Genomic DNA, 14,515 nt, shown 5'->3' on the forward strand with positions numbered 1-14,515 from the left:
ATCTAGTTGCTTGTTATAAGGTATCATAAAATAATACATATAATCAATATGTAGTGTGCAAAAGTTTTTCGACACCACTACATATTGTGGTTAACATACAAAAAATATATTTTGTCAAACTTAAAATAAAGTAGATTTTAAAGATTTTAAGAGATATAAACGGAAAAACCGCAAATTTTGACTAGTTTTAACAAGTTTCAACACTTGCTCTTTTCATTAATAGTAAATATGAACTAAAGAAAAAATTCCCATAAAAAAAAGTGACTATTTTAGAAAATAGTCACTACTATCTTTTATAATTCCATTCATCCGATTCATATCTTGTTACGGCTATATGATGAACATAGTCTAGTTCTTCATCCGAAAGAATATACGGTTTCAATTCAATATTAAGTCCCTCTTCAAAGCCTTTGAAAAATGCTTCCTTCGCCTCTTTTATGGTAATTTTTCTGGCAGAAATCTCATTCATTGCAACTGCTTTATCCTTAAATGCTTTCTGCATCCGTTCTTTCACACGTTCACTAGGGTATTTAAATAATTGAAAGAGCTTATCTTCATCTAAATCTAAAAGGATCGACCCATGCTGAAGGATAACTCCCTTTTGTCTCGTTTGTGCACTACCTGCTACCTTCCGTCCCTCTACAACAAGTTCATACCAACTAGGAGCATCGAAGCAGACGGCTGATCGTGGGCTTTTTAATGCCTCTTTTTCCTCCGCTGTCTTTGGCACTGCAAAATAAGCATCAAGACCAAGTAACTGAAATCCTTTTAAAATCCCTTCTGAAATGACCCGATATGCCTCTGTTACTGATTGTGGCATGTCTGGATAGTCTTCTGAGACAATGACGCTATATGTAAGCTCATGTTCATGCAGAACCCCTCTACCTCCTGTTGGTCTCCTAACAAAACCAAGATGGTGTTCTTTTACTGCATCCAGATTAATCTCTTTTTCTACCTTTTGAAAATAGCCAATCGATAAAGTAGCAGGATTCCATCCATAGAAACGAATCGTTGGAGGAATCTTCCCCTCACTATGCCAATCCAATAGTGCTTCATCTAAAGCCATATTAAATGAAGGAGAACAATCTCCAGAATCGATAAATCTCCAAATCTGTTTTTCCATGTCATTAACCTCTTTTTTCAAATATATGTTACGATTATTTAGTCTAGCAAAAGAAACGGTAAAATCAAAGTTCTATACATCCTTCTAGAAAAAATAATCATGTTTTCTTTACTATATTGTCCTTTGCCCTATATAATGAAAGGTAGATTAGTTAGCTTGAAAGGAGCAATTATTTTTGGATACTCTCATTACATTACTCATTATCGCAGGTGCTATCCTAACTTATTCTTTGATCACTTGGTTCTATCAGAAGAGAATTCTAACAACCTTAACAGAAGAAAAGTTTCGAGAAGGATATCGAAAAGCACAGTTAATAGATGTTCGTGAGCCGAATGAATTTGAAGGTGGACATATTTTAGGAGCAAGAAATATTCCATTATCACAATTAAAAAATCGTTTAAAAGAAATCCGTCCAGACAAGCCAGTTTATTTATATTGTCAAAGCGGATTAAGAAGTGGTCGTGCAGCAACAATGCTTCACCGTAAAGGATACAAAGAGCTATCTCACTTACAAGGTGGATTTAAAAAGTGGTCTGGGAAAGTTAAATCGAAATAAAAGATGATTTTGAAGCTGCACCCATCATTTGGGGTGTAGCTTTTTTAAATTGCTATGAAATTAAATGTTATTTTTCAAAGTGAATAAAAAGCTAAAAATGACCACTTTCTCTTTTCTTGTTCAACCGTCGATTAAAAACTTTAATAGTAAAGGGTAACCCACACTCCCATGGGTTACCCTTTACATCTTATTGCTTTTGATATCGTAAAACTGGTTTACGTGCTGCTAGTGTTTCATCTAAACGACCGACTACTGTTGAGTGTGGCGCTTCCTGAACAATTTCAGGATTCGTTTCAGCTTCATGAGCAATTTGAATCATTTTATCAATAAATCCATCTAAAGTTTCTTTGGATTCCGTTTCAGTTGGCTCAATCATGATACACTCTTCTACATTCAATGGGAAGTAGATCGTTGGCGGATGGTATCCGAAATCAAGAAGTCGTTTTGCGATGTCCAATGTACGAACACCAAGTTTCTTCTGACGTCTACCACTTAATACAAATTCATGTTTACAATGTCTGTCAAATGGCAGATCGAAGTGTGGAGCTAATCTTCTCATCATATAGTTTGCATTTAATACAGCATATTCCGTCACCGCTTTTAAGCCATCTGGACCCATTGAACGAATATACGTATAGCAGCGTACATTAATCCCGAAGTTTCCATAGTATGGTTTAATTCTTCCGATTGATTGTGGACGATCATAATCAAGTACATATTCGTCCCCACGTTTCGCCACAACTGGTTTTGGAAGGAATGGAATTAAATCGGCTTTTACTCCTACAGGACCTGAACCAGGACCGCCCCCACCGTGCGGACCAGTGAATGTTTTATGAAGATTTAAATGGACGACATCAAAGCCCATATCTCCAGGACGCGCTTTCGATAAAACAGCATTTAAGTTAGCGCCATCATAATAAAGCTTTCCACCTGCATTATGCACGATTTCAGCCATTTCCAAAATATTTTCCTCAAATAAGCCAAGTGTATTCGGATTTGTTAACATAAGTGCCGCTGTATCTTGACCAACAACACGCTTTAAATCCTCGATATCAACTAACCCGTTCTCATTTGATTTAACTGTAATTGTTTCAAAACCAGCTACAGTAGCAGACGCAGGATTTGTACCATGCGCTGAATCTGGAACGATAACCTTCGTTCTATTAAAATCGCCATTTGCTTCATGGTATGCGCGAATCATCATTAATCCAGTCCATTCACCATGAGCGCCAGCAGCTGATTGAAGCGTTACTTCGTCCATACCTGTAATTTCGATTAAATGCTCTTGTAAATCATACATAAGCTCCAATGCACCTTGAACAGAGCTTTCATCTTGTAACGGATGAATATGAGCAAAACCAGCATAACGAGCAACATTTTCATTAATTTTAGGATTATATTTCATTGTACAAGAACCTAGTGGATAAAACCCTGAATCAATCCCGTGATTACGATTAGATAATGCAGTATAGTGGCGCATAATATCTAATTCCGACACTTCTGGTAATTCAGCTTCTTCCTCACGAATATATCCTTCTGGTAACAGCGTTTCAAGAGCTACTGTCGGTACATCCATTTCTGGGAGACTATATCCAACACGACCGGGCTTGCTGATTTCGAAAATTAGTGATTGATCTTGATTATGCATGGAAATCCCCCAATTCTTTTACAAGAGTATCGATTTCTTCTTTCGTCCGAAGCTCTGTTACGGCGATTAACATATGATTTTCCAGCTCAGGGAAATCACGACCTAAATCGTAGCCTCCGATTATTCCTTTTTTCAGAAGTGCTTGATTAATTTGTTTAACAGGTTTATTTAACTTCACGACAAATTCATTAAAAGAAGAACCGTCAAAAGCAACAGTAAATCCATTTTCTTTGAATAAATTTTTTGCATAATTGGCTTTTTGAATATTTGCTATAGCCATTTCTTTAACACCTTTTTTACCAAGTGCAGTCATTGCAACAGATGCCGCAAGGGCAAGTAATGCTTGGTTGGAGCAAATATTTGATGTCGCTTTATCACGACGAATATGTTGTTCACGTGCTTGTAATGTTAAAACAAAACCGCGACGTCCTTGTTCGTCAACAGTTTGTCCAATTAAACGACCTGGAACTTTACGCATTAACTTATTTGTTACAGAAAAATAGCCACAATGTGGTCCTCCGAAAGCTGCGGGAATACCAAATGGTTGTGCGTCTCCTGCTACAATATCAGCGCCGAATTTACCAGGAGGTGTAAGCGCACCTAAAGATAGTGGATTACTAGAAACAACGAACAATGCATTTTGCTCATGGATGATTGGTTCAAGCTCTTTTAAAGGTTCAATTCTACCGAAGAAGTTTGGATATTGAACGATAACTGCAGCGATTTCGTCATTCATCATTTCTTTTAAAGAATCCACATCAGTTATTCCATTTACATGTGGTACTTCAATCACTTCAATAAATTGACCTTTTGCATATGTTTTAACTACTTCTTTCGTTTCTGGATGTACAGCACTAGAAATTAATACTTTTTTACGACGTGTGTGCCCAGCACTTAACATTGCTGCCTCAGCAAGGGCCGTTCCGCCATCATACATTGAAGCATTTGCTACATCCATTCCAGTAAGTTCGCAAATCATCGTTTGAAATTCAAAGATTGCTTGAAGTTCCCCTTGAGAAATTTCAGGCTGATATGGTGTATAGGCTGTGTAGAATTCAGAACGTGAAATCACATGATCAACAATTGTAGGCATATAGTGATCATAAACCCCAGCACCTAGGAAAGATGTATTCTTTTTTAAATCTGCATTTTTTTCCGCCATTAACATTAATTCTTTCATTAATGCAGTTTCAGGCTTTGCAGGTTTAATTTTGTATTCCCCTTGGAAACGAACACTCTCTGGAATATCGCTAAACAATTCATCGATGGAGGACACACCGATCGTTTCAAGCATTTCTTTTTTGTCATTTTCAGTCATCGGTAAATAGCGATGTTTCATTATCTTATCTCCTCTTAATTCATATTTTTAGCAAAAATTATTTCTTTTCTTTTTTGTAAAAAGGAGTAGGGATCACGATTGCTTTTAAGCGCTTCCCTCTAATTTCAACTTCCACTTCTGTTTCTACGTTTGTATGTTCAAGCTTTAAAAGCGCCATACCAATATTTTTCTTTAATGTTGGTGATTGAGTACCTGTAGTTACTTCACCGATTAACTCGTCATTTTTATAAACTGGATACCCGTGACGTGGGATGCCTCGATCAATCATTTCAATCCCAACAATTTTACGTGGAAGTCCATTTTCTTTTTGGTTTTTTAATACATCTTTACCGATAAAGTCAGCTTCCTTAGCTATTTTCACAGCGAAACCAATTCCAGCTTCAAGTGGTGAGATTTCAGGTGAAAGTTCTTGGCCGTAAAGAGCAAGATTTGCTTCGAAACGAAGAGTATCACGAGCACCTAAGCCACAAGGTAGAATACCTTCCTCTTTGCCTGCTTCTAAAATTTCTTTCCAAAGTAAGACAACATCTTCTGGTTTGCAGTAAATTTCAAAACCATCTTCACCAGTGTAGCCTGTCCTTGAAACTAACGCATTCTTCCCGTTTAATTTTACCTCTTGTTGAAATTTAAAAAAGCCAATTTCTGATAAATCCACATCTACTGCAAGCTTTTGTAGAACCGTTTGGGCTAAAGGTCCTTGAATAGCTATTTGTGCAGTATCCTCTGAAATGTTTACTAGTGTTACATCGCCTTCTAAGTGGGCTTCAAGCCATTTATAATCTTTATCAATGTTCGAAGCATTTACAACTAATAAATAGTGATCTTCTTCCATTTTATAGACTAATAGATCATCGACTGTTCCACCGTTTTCATAACACATTGCAGTGTAAATTGCACCACCAGTTTTCGCTTTAGAAATGTCATTTGTCATCATTTTTTGTAAAAAGCTTAAGCTATCATTTCCTTTTACTTCAAACTCACCCATATGTGAAACATCAAATAAACCAGCTTTCGTACGAACTGCCTCATGCTCATCTTTAATACTTGAGAATTGAACTGGAAGCTCCCATCCACCGAAATCAATGGTTTTTCCACCGTATTCTTTATAAACTTCGAATAAAGGTGTACGTTTTAGTTCTGACATTCCTTTTCCCCCTTGAATCTTTTTTAAAATTTCTGATAAGGTACAAAAATTACGCAAAAAAGGACAGAAAACCCCCTATGCTTTTAAAGAAGGTCTCTGTCCTTGCACCTGAAAGTTTACCGAAAAAGGTTTTCCCCTTTGGTGGCTTCCCATAGAAGCTCTCTCCAGAGGCGCGTCCAACAAGAGTACTTTTGCCTGAGAGATTCACAACGAAACGAGTCGTCGCTTGCTCCTTCGGCGCCACATTTGCAGTCTCTCCCCTTGCTATCATTCGCATTTATAAAATTTTCCAAGTTGGTCATAATAAAAGAACGTGAAAAGTGTAATTAAATATTTCTGATTGCTTTAAATATTTAATACTTTCCAAGCTACTATCATCCTACATGAAAAATACTTTTTCAGCAATCTTTTTATAAACCTATTTTTTTATTAAATTTGATGTGGCTGTAATTTGAAATGGAGATGAAAAAATTGACGGTGCAAATCGAATTCGATCATTCTTGGCATGATGAATTTCTTAACCTAATTGAAAATGATGGTCCATGGGGAAATTTCGAATTATATAAATTAGCGATTGAAGTGGAAAATCATCTCATAATTCCTGACTTCGAAGGTTTGCAAGCACCGAAACATTTAACCAATTTAACACCATTACCTCATCAGCTCGAGGTAGCAAAACAGGTCATTGAAAATATGAACGGAAAAGCTATTTTAGCTGATGAGGTTGGGCTAGGTAAAACAATTGAAGCTGGACTCATATTAAAAGAATATATGATCCGAGGGTTGGTGAAGAAAGTTCTCATTCTCGTTCCAGCATCATTGGTAACTCAATGGGCATTTGAACTAAATACGAAATTCTTCATTCCAGCAATGACACAAAGAAAGAGCTATGTTTGGGAACAAGCAGATGTGGTTGTTTCTTCCATCGATACGGCCAAACGAAATCCTCATCGAGAGATCATTTTCAAACAGGATTATGATTTAATTATTATTGATGAGGCACACAAACTAAAAAACAATAAAACCAAAAACTATGAATTTGTTCAGAGTTTAAAGAAAAAATTTTGCCTACTACTGACAGCAACCCCTATTCAAAATCGAATAGAAGAGATATTCAATCTTGTCTCTTTACTAAAGCCTGGTCATCTTGGAAACGAAACAGCTTTCTATGAGAAATATAAACGTGATTCACGAACATTAAATGATAATGAACATTTAAAAGAATTAGTCAATAAAGTAATGATTCGTAATCGTAGAAATGATACTGGTATTGAATGGACGAAAAGAAAAGTTGAAACCTACCCAATTGAATTTACTGAAGAGGAAAGAGAATTATACGAAGCAGTGACCAATCTTCGAAATGAAGGAGATTGGTTGGGGACAAGTCAATTTTCTGTAATGACACTCCAACGGGAAGCATGTTCCAGCCGTGAAGCAGTATTTTATACGCTAAAAAACATGCTCGAAAGAAAAGAAAATCCATCTAAAACATTTCAAGATCAAATTCAATTATTAATTAAAAAAGTTGAACAAGTAAAGGCCAATTCTAAAGCAAATAAAGCTCTTGAATTAATTCAGCAGATTGATGATAAGGTAATTATTTTCACAGAATACCGAGCAACTCAACTATATTTACAGTGGTTCTTAAAGCAACATGGGATTAGTTCTGTTCCATTTCGTGGAGGATTTAAAAGGGGGAAAAAGGATTGGATGAGAGAGCTCTTTCAAAAGCAAGCACAAGTCCTTATTGCTACTGAAGCTGGTGGAGAAGGGATCAATCTTCAGTTCTGCAATCATATAATCAATTTTGATTTACCCTGGAATCCAATGAGACTTGAGCAAAGGATCGGAAGAATCCATCGTCTTGGGCAAGAAAAGGATGTCCATATTTATAATTTTGCAATTAAAAACACAGTGGAAGAGCATATATTAAAGCTTTTATATGAAAAAATTGAACTATTTGAAAAAGTAATCGGTGATCTCGACGATATATTAACAAGATTAGAATTTGGAAATGTAGAAGACCATTTAATTGATATTTTTGGACAATCTAGTTCAGAAGGTGAAATGAGAATTAAGATAGACAATTTAACAGCTATGATTCAATTTGCAGAAGAAATGAAAGGAAGCGAAAAACATGCAGCAACAGGAAATTCATAAGTTTTTGGAAAAGTATTTCTTGTCTAACCATTGTGAGATTGTTGATAGCGGAAATGGATATTTGACTGTTCAGTTAACAATTGAAATGGACAAAGAGTTAATGAATCGCCCGTTTTACTGGCATTATCTAGAGAAAACGGGTGGTATTCCAAATCCAATGAAACTAACGTTTATAACGGATAGGCAGCTAGCTCCAGAGCATGTAAAAGGTGAATTCATTCATTTTGGCTCACCGCGACTTCATCAAATTTTTCAATCTACAAAAAAGCTAGCTGGCTATATTAGACTTTATGAAAATCACCTAGTTAAACAAACGCAAGTCCCACTATTACCTTGGTTAGGATTAAATATTAAAATTTCTTATCAATGCGACCGCAAACGTGACCACTTTAAATCAATTGGTCTTCAATTAATAAATGGACAAATGGTAGAAGGCTTTCATGACCGACTTTTAAACATGCAGCTTACACCTAAAATCCCTGATTATTCTTACACCCTTTCCCCACTTGTCATGCCACGTAGTGGGGTATTTCGAATAGAGAATTATTTTAAACAACAGATTGAAAAAGAGGATCATACATGGGCAAGTGAAGCTGTTACTAGATGGGAAAAGGACTTGAAGTTACTTAATCATTTCTATGAAGATCTTGAAGAGCAGAGCGATAGCTACGAAACGGAAAAACAAGCATTAAAAGAACAGTATGAACCGAAAGTAAGGATCTCGATTATCAATGGAGGACTTTTTTACTTGACGGAAAAAGCTATATAAAAGTGCAAATTCCAAATAGAGAATGAAGAGAAGCAGTCTTACGAACTGCTCCTCTTAATGATTCTTTTTTTTCATAGTATAGTAAAATAGATAAGGTAACACACCAAACCATTTCATAAGAAATGGTTCCTTTTCATCCTTTTTTGCCAATTTCACTTTTCGTCTCTCATCTTTTGGTTGGTCAATATATTTGACAACAGTTTGTGTAAGATATTTAACGTAATCATTTGTTTTCATGAACATACCTGCCTTTTAAAAGAAAATAGTCACACTATTTCTTCCTTTATTAATCACTTTACAAGTATACCCATTTAACTGATTTTCAATCTTTGAACAATCTCTTGTACAATCATATCAACTGACTTATCTGTTGTTTCGATTATTATTTCTGCTGTTCCCAAATACAAAGGCATTCTTTCTTGTAAGATTTGAGGCACTTTCGTTTTTTTATCACCCAATAATAAAGGACGAGATTGATCGCCTTCAAGCCTTTTTAATATTTCATCTGGTGTAGCCTGCAAAAAGATAACGGTTCCATTTTGTTTCATCCAATCACAATTGACATGACGTAAGATAACACCCCCACCGGTAGTGATAATCGAATCCACTACTGGCAGGCTTTTTAACATTTCAGTTTCAAATGCACGGAAACCATCTTCCCCTACTGCCTCAAAAATCTTTTCAACCGATTTACCTTTCTGGCGAATAATCTCTTCATCTGAATCGTAGACATTCACCTTTAACTTCTCGCTTAATGCTTTTCCGATTGTTGTTTTACCAGAACCCATAAATCCAATTAAATAAATTACTTTCATCATTTCACCTAGTTTTTTTCTATCCATTTTACCATCTTCATTTTGTTTTTGTCATAAAGTCCGTATCCGAACATTTCTTCAGATGTATTCATCCTGATTGTAATACTGGCTTTCATCATCGTGCTGGATAACGATTCAATACGATAATTAGCTGTACCATTATAATAATGGTATTGACCAGTACTGTTTAAAAATTCATTGTCCGTGAGAGATTTTTCTAACTTATAGAACGAAATGTACATATAATATTCTTGTTTTAAAATATTTTTTGATTGTTGGAATAGCTTTTGTTCTGAAAGGTAGAATTGTATTTGTAGGGTAAAGAACAAGGATAATATTACAATGATAAATAAAACAACTGGGTATGTTAAACCTTTTTCATTTCTGTTCATTTTCTTTTACACACTAGTAATAAATAATCTAGCTGTTAATGAATAATTATTATTCCATATGTCTTTGACCAAAATGAAAACGCCATTTTTCACTTGAGTAAAACTTACATTTTTTACATTTTGTAATATTATTTCATGCCCGGCACCGTTTACTCTTCTTCTTAATTTAGTGCCATATTGTTCATACGTAACGGAGGCAACATCCTTTGTTAGTGAAATAAAATTAGAATTTATTTGAATTTTATCGCTTGTTCGGATTTCTTTCTTAATTTGACTAGAAAAAACCTCCCATTCCATCTTTTGTAATCGACTTTCTGTTTCTGTGATTCCATTAATAATCTGCATTGTGAAAGGAAAAAGCGCAGCCATCAAACAAAAAGCAGCGAGGCCGAGAATAGCTTCTAATAACGTAAAACCCTTATTCCCAATATTCACATACTTCATATTTTTTCTGATTACGATTTTCAAATTGTATACAAACCTCCTTCGTTTCTAAATTCGACTTCATGTCATACTGCTTCTCATTTTTGATAATCTTTTGAGCAGTAGGCACTTCTCCTTCAACGATCATTTCTTGAAGTTTTTCGTATAATAAAACAGTTGCAGCATATTCTTCCTTTTCATCCATTGAGTTCTCCATAAATTGAATCCCTATCGGTAATATCGTTACACTTATGAGCATCCAACATGATAAAGAGAGTAGAAGATCAACCATAAAAAACCCTTTATGATTCCACAATGTAGAAACGTCCTTTCCCGAGTTGAATCGTCAATTTATAGGATTTGCTACCTATTTTAAAGTTTAGAGAACCAAAATGACTGACATTTCCATCTGGTAAAAACTTAAACATGAATGGAAGTGAGCCTGGACCAAAAGTAATTGTAGGTAAATAATATCTTTCAACGATATACTTAGCATCGTAACGTTCATGGATGTAATAATAGTTTCTCTCAGGAATAATTTTCACTGTTACCTCTATTTGATGAGCAATGGCGTATTGTTGAGCAACATAGAGATCGGACTGGAATTGTGTAAGGAAGAGATGGTTTGCGATTAATTCTTTTTGCGGCTTTATTAATACGAAGGATCCTAAGGAAATGATTGCAACGATGGATAAAACGATTAACGTTTCAATTAATGTAAATCCTTTGTCTTTCATCATTCAGTGGTAGTAGGTGGTGTGGTAAGGGATACTTCACCAGTAGAGGAAATGGATATTTGCTTATCTTTTCCACATGTTGAATTTACCGATGTTACATACCCTTCCGTTTCTAATTCTTGTATCGAAATAGGATACTTATTTTTATCCATTTCAAATGCATGGACTTGAGCCTGTACCATCTTCACATAAGCAGCACAACCCTTTTTATTGATATTATCATTATGCTTTGTCATATTTGGAATCGTTATGATTAATAACACCGAAATGATCATTAGGACGATTAACATTTCTATTAAAGTGAATCCTTTTTGATTTTTCATATATATTGCCTCCATTTTATATTCCATCTAGCATTCGAAACATCGGTAACATGATGGATAAGTACATTGAGATCACTAATATCCCGATGATTCCATATAATATTGGTTGAATTAATTTGAGCAGCTTTTCCATTTTTTCTTCGAGCTTTTTAAGACAATTATTACTGAAAAATAATAGTTCCTGATCAAGCTTCCCATTGGATTGTCCATGTTTAAATACGAAGGGCAGTTCATATTCAAATAAGCTAAGTTGCATCAAAATATTTGGGAAATCTTCCCCTCTTTTTAATTTTTCCGTTATATACAATCCGATTTCCCGATAAAACACATTCTTAGGAGCATTTTCAAAAAGTTGTAAGGCTTCATACACAGATAAACCACCTGTCAGCAAGTAACCAAGCTGAAGTGATAGGTACTGAGTTTGAAGTAATCTTAAGGTCGCTCCTAGGAAAGGAATTTTTAATAGATATTTTCTTTGAACTAATATAGGAAGTTTTGAAAAGTAAGTGAAATACCCTAGGATAAGAATGATGATAAACAGGAAGAGTAGGATGAGAAATTTCGGGAGCATCTTGCCTAACGAAGCGACTAATTTAGTGAATAAATTCACCTCCAATCCCATCGAATCGTAAAGGGTAAAATATTGAGGGAGCAGCGTCTTTTCAACAAAAACAAATAGAAGAATTGTCATCATAAACAAAAGTGTAGGATAAAAGAAAGCTTTTTGAAGCTTTTGAAAATGTAAATGTTTTTTGAGGATCATTTTACTTGCTTCTGCAATCGCCTCTAACATTCCACCATGTTTATCCGCGAAATAGATATAACCAATTATATCTTTTTGGAATTTTAATTCTGCTAAAACACTATATAGTGGATGTCCAGCTTTAAGCCCCTCTAAACAGATTTTCATTTCCGAATGTCTCTTTAATGGGATTTGATAAAGGAGCGACTCCACAGCTTCAGAGAAAGAATATCCTCTTTCAAGTAACTCGCCAGTTTTCTTTAAGAAAAGCCCTTGTTCTAGTAAGGTCCATTTTTTACGCATCATCGTCACAAACCCATCTTTCATATTCACCCTCTTTAATAAAGCCTAAGGCAATCCCTTTTTTAATTACATCTCTTAATGTTCGGTATTTAATTTCCGCATTTTCGCCCTTTGCCTCTTTTAACACGCTTGTTAAATTTTTACCAGTTAATAATTCAAACACACTAGCCCGTTTCCATCCGTCATAGGAAGAACATAACGGTGAACAATCACCCTTGCATAAAGGACAAGCTAATTCCACAAGTCTTTGCGCTGTCACGGCAACAATCGTCTGTTCCACCTCTACCCAATTCACACCAAATTCATGTAACCGATAAATCGCCCCCTTTGCATCTCTCGTATGCATCGTGCTTAAAACTAAATGTCCAGTTAATGAAGCACGAACAGCAATTTGTGCTGTTTCAGCATCTCTAATTTCACCCACCATTATAATATCGGGGTCATGTCGTAATATCGCTTTTAATCCTGTAGAGTAAGTAATACCAGCCTTTTCGTTAACTTGCACTTGCAAAACCCCATCATAACTTTTCTCGATTGGATCCTCTAACGTAATGATATTGCGATGGAATAAATGGGCTGTTTCGTTTAGTAGAGAATATAGGGTTGAGGTTTTTCCACTGCCGGTTGGACCAGTGAAAATAATCAATCCATGGGCATGCTTTAATAAAGCTAGAAGCCTTCTTGTCATATTTGGAAATAATGATAATTGATAAAAGGGAATTTGTTCTTGCTGAGGTAATAATCGAATAACAAGACTTTCACTACTATTCGAGGGTAAGGTTGAGAGACGAAGACCATAGGCTTTACGATTAACGTAGCTAACAAAAGAACCACTTTGCGGTCGCCTTTTTTCGCCAATATCCATATTGGCCATAAATTTAAAATGAGAAACTAATCGATCACATTCATCCTTTGGTAAATAGAGACGTGGAATAATGTTGTTATTCATGCGAAGCTGTATGAGAGTATCGTGTTGCCGGGGAATAATATGAATATCAGACGCTTGATTCCGAGCAGCATCAGTAATAATTCGATCTGCAAGCTGCTCAATTGAGCTTTTACTAATAATAAACACCACCTTTACATTTCTTAGTAAATGAATTCGACCATTCTCTTTCAAATCCTTTTTATAAATTGTGAATATTTTATGACAATCAAGAAATAATATTGTGAACATTTTATAAACATATAGTGTTTATGTTATTAACCTCATTCCCAGATATGTGCAGCTGTATTATAATGAAGAAAATTATAGGACCGAGGTGAATTGAGATGGAAGAAACATTAAAAATAACCAATGTTTTATCTGACCCAACACGCTATTACATTTATCAATATATTACGAAACGTCATGAGGAAGTTACTGTTCAAGAGATAGCGGAAAATTTTAATATTCACCCGAATGTTGCTAGACTCCATTTATCAAAACTTGAAGATGTTAATATGCTCATATCAGAGACTAAGAAAACCGGAAAAGGGGGTCGCCCAAGCCGTTTGTATCGCTTATCCGATGATGTCATTCAGCTTCACTTCCCATTCCGTGACTATATGCTTCTCTCTAGGGTAGCCATCCAAACGATGTTAGAGCTTGGAGAGGAAGGTAAAAAAGCTCTATTCCAAACAGGGAAACGCTTTGGAACTGAGATGATAGAACAAGAAATAACAAAAAAAGGGCAAAGCGGCAGAGAATTAAGTTTCCAACAAAAGCTAAACATATTAAAAGGAGCAGCTACTTTAGCCGGCTTCTATCCAGAATTTGAAGTTAATGATGAACAAACCAAAATTTATTTCAAAATATTTAATTGCCCTTTTAAAGAAATTGCTATGGATCATTCGGAGTCAGTTTGTCACATGCACCATGAATTTTTAAAAGGCATGTTTGAGGTATTATTTCAAACAGTGGAATTAATCGAAAACGAAAACATGATGTCTGGTTGCCAAACCTGTACCTATCAGGCATTTGTTTCGAAGTAGTCACGAATCTGTTATTTACTTTTTGAATCACTATCATTTATAATATGTTGTGATGGACTTGTGGTAA

The 14,515-nt window shown here is 35.3% G+C and carries 17 protein-coding genes and 2 riboswitches; of the genes, 4 read left to right on the forward strand and 13 right to left on the reverse strand.

The features are described from left to right. Positions 1 to 286 precede the first annotated feature (286 nt). The gene (locus ACFSO7_RS18905; protein WP_377878921.1) at positions 287 to 1,123 is read right to left on the reverse strand and encodes a lipoate--protein ligase family protein; all 837 of its coding nucleotides are present in this window, start codon (positions 1,121 to 1,123) and stop codon (positions 287 to 289) included. A gap of 175 nt (positions 1,124 to 1,298) precedes the next feature. Between ACFSO7_RS18905 and ACFSO7_RS18910 the strand changes: the two genes are divergently transcribed. Next, complete coding sequence (locus ACFSO7_RS18910) at positions 1,299 to 1,679, forward strand: rhodanese-like domain-containing protein (protein ID WP_377878922.1); 381 nt, start codon at positions 1,299 to 1,301, stop codon at positions 1,677 to 1,679. Between the two features lie 187 nt (positions 1,680 to 1,866). Here the strand turns inward: ACFSO7_RS18910 and gcvPB are convergent, their stop codons facing one another. From gcvPB to gcvT, 3 genes are read right to left on the reverse strand one after another with little or no spacing between them, the layout of a single operon-like run. Next, the gene (gcvPB, locus tag ACFSO7_RS18915; RefSeq protein WP_377878923.1) at positions 1,867 to 3,327 is read right to left on the reverse strand and encodes an aminomethyl-transferring glycine dehydrogenase subunit GcvPB; all 1,461 of its coding nucleotides are present in this window, start codon (positions 3,325 to 3,327) and stop codon (positions 1,867 to 1,869) included. Next, positions 3,320 to 4,666: an aminomethyl-transferring glycine dehydrogenase subunit GcvPA gene (gcvPA, locus tag ACFSO7_RS18920; RefSeq protein WP_377878924.1), complete on the reverse strand. Its 1,347-nt coding sequence runs from the start codon at positions 4,664 to 4,666 to the stop codon at positions 3,320 to 3,322. Before gcvPA ends, gcvPB begins: the two co-directional genes overlap by 8 nt. A gap of 37 nt (positions 4,667 to 4,703) precedes the next feature. Beyond that, positions 4,704 to 5,810, reverse strand: a complete 1,107-nt coding sequence (gcvT, locus tag ACFSO7_RS18925; RefSeq protein WP_377878925.1) for a glycine cleavage system aminomethyltransferase GcvT — start codon at positions 5,808 to 5,810, stop codon at positions 4,704 to 4,706. A gap of 94 nt (positions 5,811 to 5,904) precedes the next feature. After that, positions 5,905 to 5,980, reverse strand: a riboswitch (glycine riboswitch). Between the two features lie 3 nt (positions 5,981 to 5,983). After that, positions 5,984 to 6,081, reverse strand: a riboswitch (glycine riboswitch). A gap of 200 nt (positions 6,082 to 6,281) precedes the next feature. On the opposite strand from gcvT, the gene ACFSO7_RS18930 reads away from it, so the two are divergent. Both ACFSO7_RS18930 and ACFSO7_RS18935 read left to right on the forward strand, forming a co-directional pair. After that, positions 6,282 to 7,970, forward strand: coding sequence for a DEAD/DEAH box helicase (locus tag ACFSO7_RS18930; RefSeq protein ID WP_377878926.1), 1,689 nt, complete (start codon positions 6,282 to 6,284; stop codon positions 7,968 to 7,970). Continuing rightward, a complete protein-coding gene (locus ACFSO7_RS18935; RefSeq protein ID WP_377878927.1) occupies positions 7,948 to 8,739 on the forward strand; it encodes a YqhG family protein in 792 nt (263 codons plus the stop codon). Before ACFSO7_RS18930 ends, ACFSO7_RS18935 begins: the two co-directional genes overlap by 23 nt. A 54-nt stretch (positions 8,740 to 8,793) precedes the next feature. Here the strand turns inward: ACFSO7_RS18935 and ACFSO7_RS18940 are convergent, their stop codons facing one another. The 9 genes from ACFSO7_RS18940 to comGA all read right to left on the reverse strand — a co-directional run bounded on the left by ACFSO7_RS18940 (position 8,794) and on the right by comGA (position 13,540). Further along, complete coding sequence (locus ACFSO7_RS18940) at positions 8,794 to 8,976, reverse strand: YqzE family protein (RefSeq protein WP_377878928.1); 183 nt, start codon at positions 8,974 to 8,976, stop codon at positions 8,794 to 8,796. A gap of 74 nt (positions 8,977 to 9,050) precedes the next feature. Further along, positions 9,051 to 9,581, reverse strand: a complete 531-nt coding sequence (locus ACFSO7_RS18945) for a shikimate kinase (protein WP_377878929.1) — start codon at positions 9,579 to 9,581, stop codon at positions 9,051 to 9,053. Next, positions 9,563 to 9,946: a competence type IV pilus minor pilin ComGG gene (gene comGG, locus ACFSO7_RS18950; RefSeq protein WP_377878930.1), complete on the reverse strand. Its 384-nt coding sequence runs from the start codon at positions 9,944 to 9,946 to the stop codon at positions 9,563 to 9,565. The genes ACFSO7_RS18945 and comGG overlap by 19 nt, the downstream gene beginning before the upstream one ends. A 6-nt stretch (positions 9,947 to 9,952) precedes the next feature. Further along, positions 9,953 to 10,414 (reverse strand): competence type IV pilus minor pilin ComGF, encoded by a 462-nt coding sequence (comGF, locus tag ACFSO7_RS18955; RefSeq protein WP_377878931.1) that lies wholly within the window; start codon positions 10,412 to 10,414, stop codon positions 9,953 to 9,955. Further along, the gene (locus ACFSO7_RS18960; RefSeq protein WP_377878932.1) at positions 10,365 to 10,685 is read right to left on the reverse strand and encodes a phosphatase; all 321 of its coding nucleotides are present in this window, start codon (positions 10,683 to 10,685) and stop codon (positions 10,365 to 10,367) included. The genes comGF and ACFSO7_RS18960 overlap by 50 nt, the downstream gene beginning before the upstream one ends. After that, positions 10,672 to 11,106 carry a competence type IV pilus minor pilin ComGD gene (gene comGD, locus ACFSO7_RS18965; RefSeq protein ID WP_377878933.1) on the reverse strand — a complete coding sequence of 145 codons (435 nt, stop codon included), beginning with the start codon at positions 11,104 to 11,106 and terminating at the stop codon, positions 10,672 to 10,674. The genes ACFSO7_RS18960 and comGD overlap by 14 nt, the downstream gene beginning before the upstream one ends. Beyond that, on the reverse strand, positions 11,106 to 11,429 hold the full coding sequence (gene comGC, locus ACFSO7_RS18970) for a competence type IV pilus major pilin ComGC (RefSeq protein ID WP_377878934.1): 324 nt from the start codon (positions 11,427 to 11,429) through the stop codon (positions 11,106 to 11,108). Before comGC ends, comGD begins: the two co-directional genes overlap by 1 nt. Positions 11,430 to 11,445: 16 nt before the next feature. Further along, positions 11,446 to 12,498 (reverse strand): competence type IV pilus assembly protein ComGB, encoded by a 1,053-nt coding sequence (gene comGB / locus ACFSO7_RS18975; RefSeq protein WP_377878935.1) that lies wholly within the window; start codon positions 12,496 to 12,498, stop codon positions 11,446 to 11,448. After that, positions 12,467 to 13,540: a competence type IV pilus ATPase ComGA gene (gene comGA / locus ACFSO7_RS18980; protein ID WP_377879484.1), complete on the reverse strand. Its 1,074-nt coding sequence runs from the start codon at positions 13,538 to 13,540 to the stop codon at positions 12,467 to 12,469. The genes comGB and comGA overlap by 32 nt, the downstream gene beginning before the upstream one ends. Positions 13,541 to 13,746: 206 nt before the next feature. Between comGA and ACFSO7_RS18985 the strand changes: the two genes are divergently transcribed. Beyond that, positions 13,747 to 14,448, forward strand: coding sequence for a helix-turn-helix transcriptional regulator (locus tag ACFSO7_RS18985; RefSeq protein ID WP_377878936.1), 702 nt, complete (start codon positions 13,747 to 13,749; stop codon positions 14,446 to 14,448). Positions 14,449 to 14,515 lie beyond the last annotated feature (67 nt).

The organism is Bacillus sp. CGMCC 1.16607 (genome assembly GCF_042683745.1).
In the GTDB taxonomy this organism is placed as follows: domain Bacteria; phylum Bacillota; class Bacilli; order Bacillales; family Cytobacillaceae; genus Pseudoneobacillus.

Excerpts from the sequence above, each read along its gene's own strand:
- ACFSO7_RS18905 (WP_377878921.1), bottom strand. The coding sequence starts at position 1,123 with ATGGAAAAACAGATTTGGAGATTTATCGATTCTGGAGATTGTTCTCCT.
- gcvPB (WP_377878923.1), bottom strand. The coding sequence starts at position 3,327 with ATGCATAATCAAGATCAATCACTAATTTTCGAAATCAGCAAGCCCGGT.
- gcvPA (WP_377878924.1), bottom strand. The coding sequence starts at position 4,666 with ATGAAACATCGCTATTTACCGATGACTGAAAATGACAAAAAAGAAATG.
- gcvT (WP_377878925.1), bottom strand. The coding sequence starts at position 5,810 with ATGTCAGAACTAAAACGTACACCTTTATTCGAAGTTTATAAAGAATAC.
- ACFSO7_RS18935 (WP_377878927.1), top strand. The coding sequence starts at position 7,948 with ATGCAGCAACAGGAAATTCATAAGTTTTTGGAAAAGTATTTCTTGTCT.
- ACFSO7_RS18940 (WP_377878928.1), bottom strand. The coding sequence starts at position 8,976 with ATGAAAACAAATGATTACGTTAAATATCTTACACAAACTGTTGTCAAA.
- ACFSO7_RS18945 (WP_377878929.1), bottom strand. The coding sequence starts at position 9,581 with ATGGATAGAAAAAAACTAGGTGAAATGATGAAAGTAATTTATTTAATT.
- comGG (WP_377878930.1), bottom strand. The coding sequence starts at position 9,946 with ATGAACAGAAATGAAAAAGGTTTAACATACCCAGTTGTTTTATTTATC.
- comGD (WP_377878933.1), bottom strand. The coding sequence starts at position 11,106 with ATGAAAGACAAAGGATTTACATTAATTGAAACGTTAATCGTTTTATCC.
- comGC (WP_377878934.1), bottom strand. The coding sequence starts at position 11,429 with ATGAAAAATCAAAAAGGATTCACTTTAATAGAAATGTTAATCGTCCTA.
- comGB (WP_377878935.1), bottom strand. The coding sequence starts at position 12,498 with ATGAAAGATGGGTTTGTGACGATGATGCGTAAAAAATGGACCTTACTA.
- ACFSO7_RS18985 (WP_377878936.1), top strand. The coding sequence starts at position 13,747 with ATGGAAGAAACATTAAAAATAACCAATGTTTTATCTGACCCAACACGC.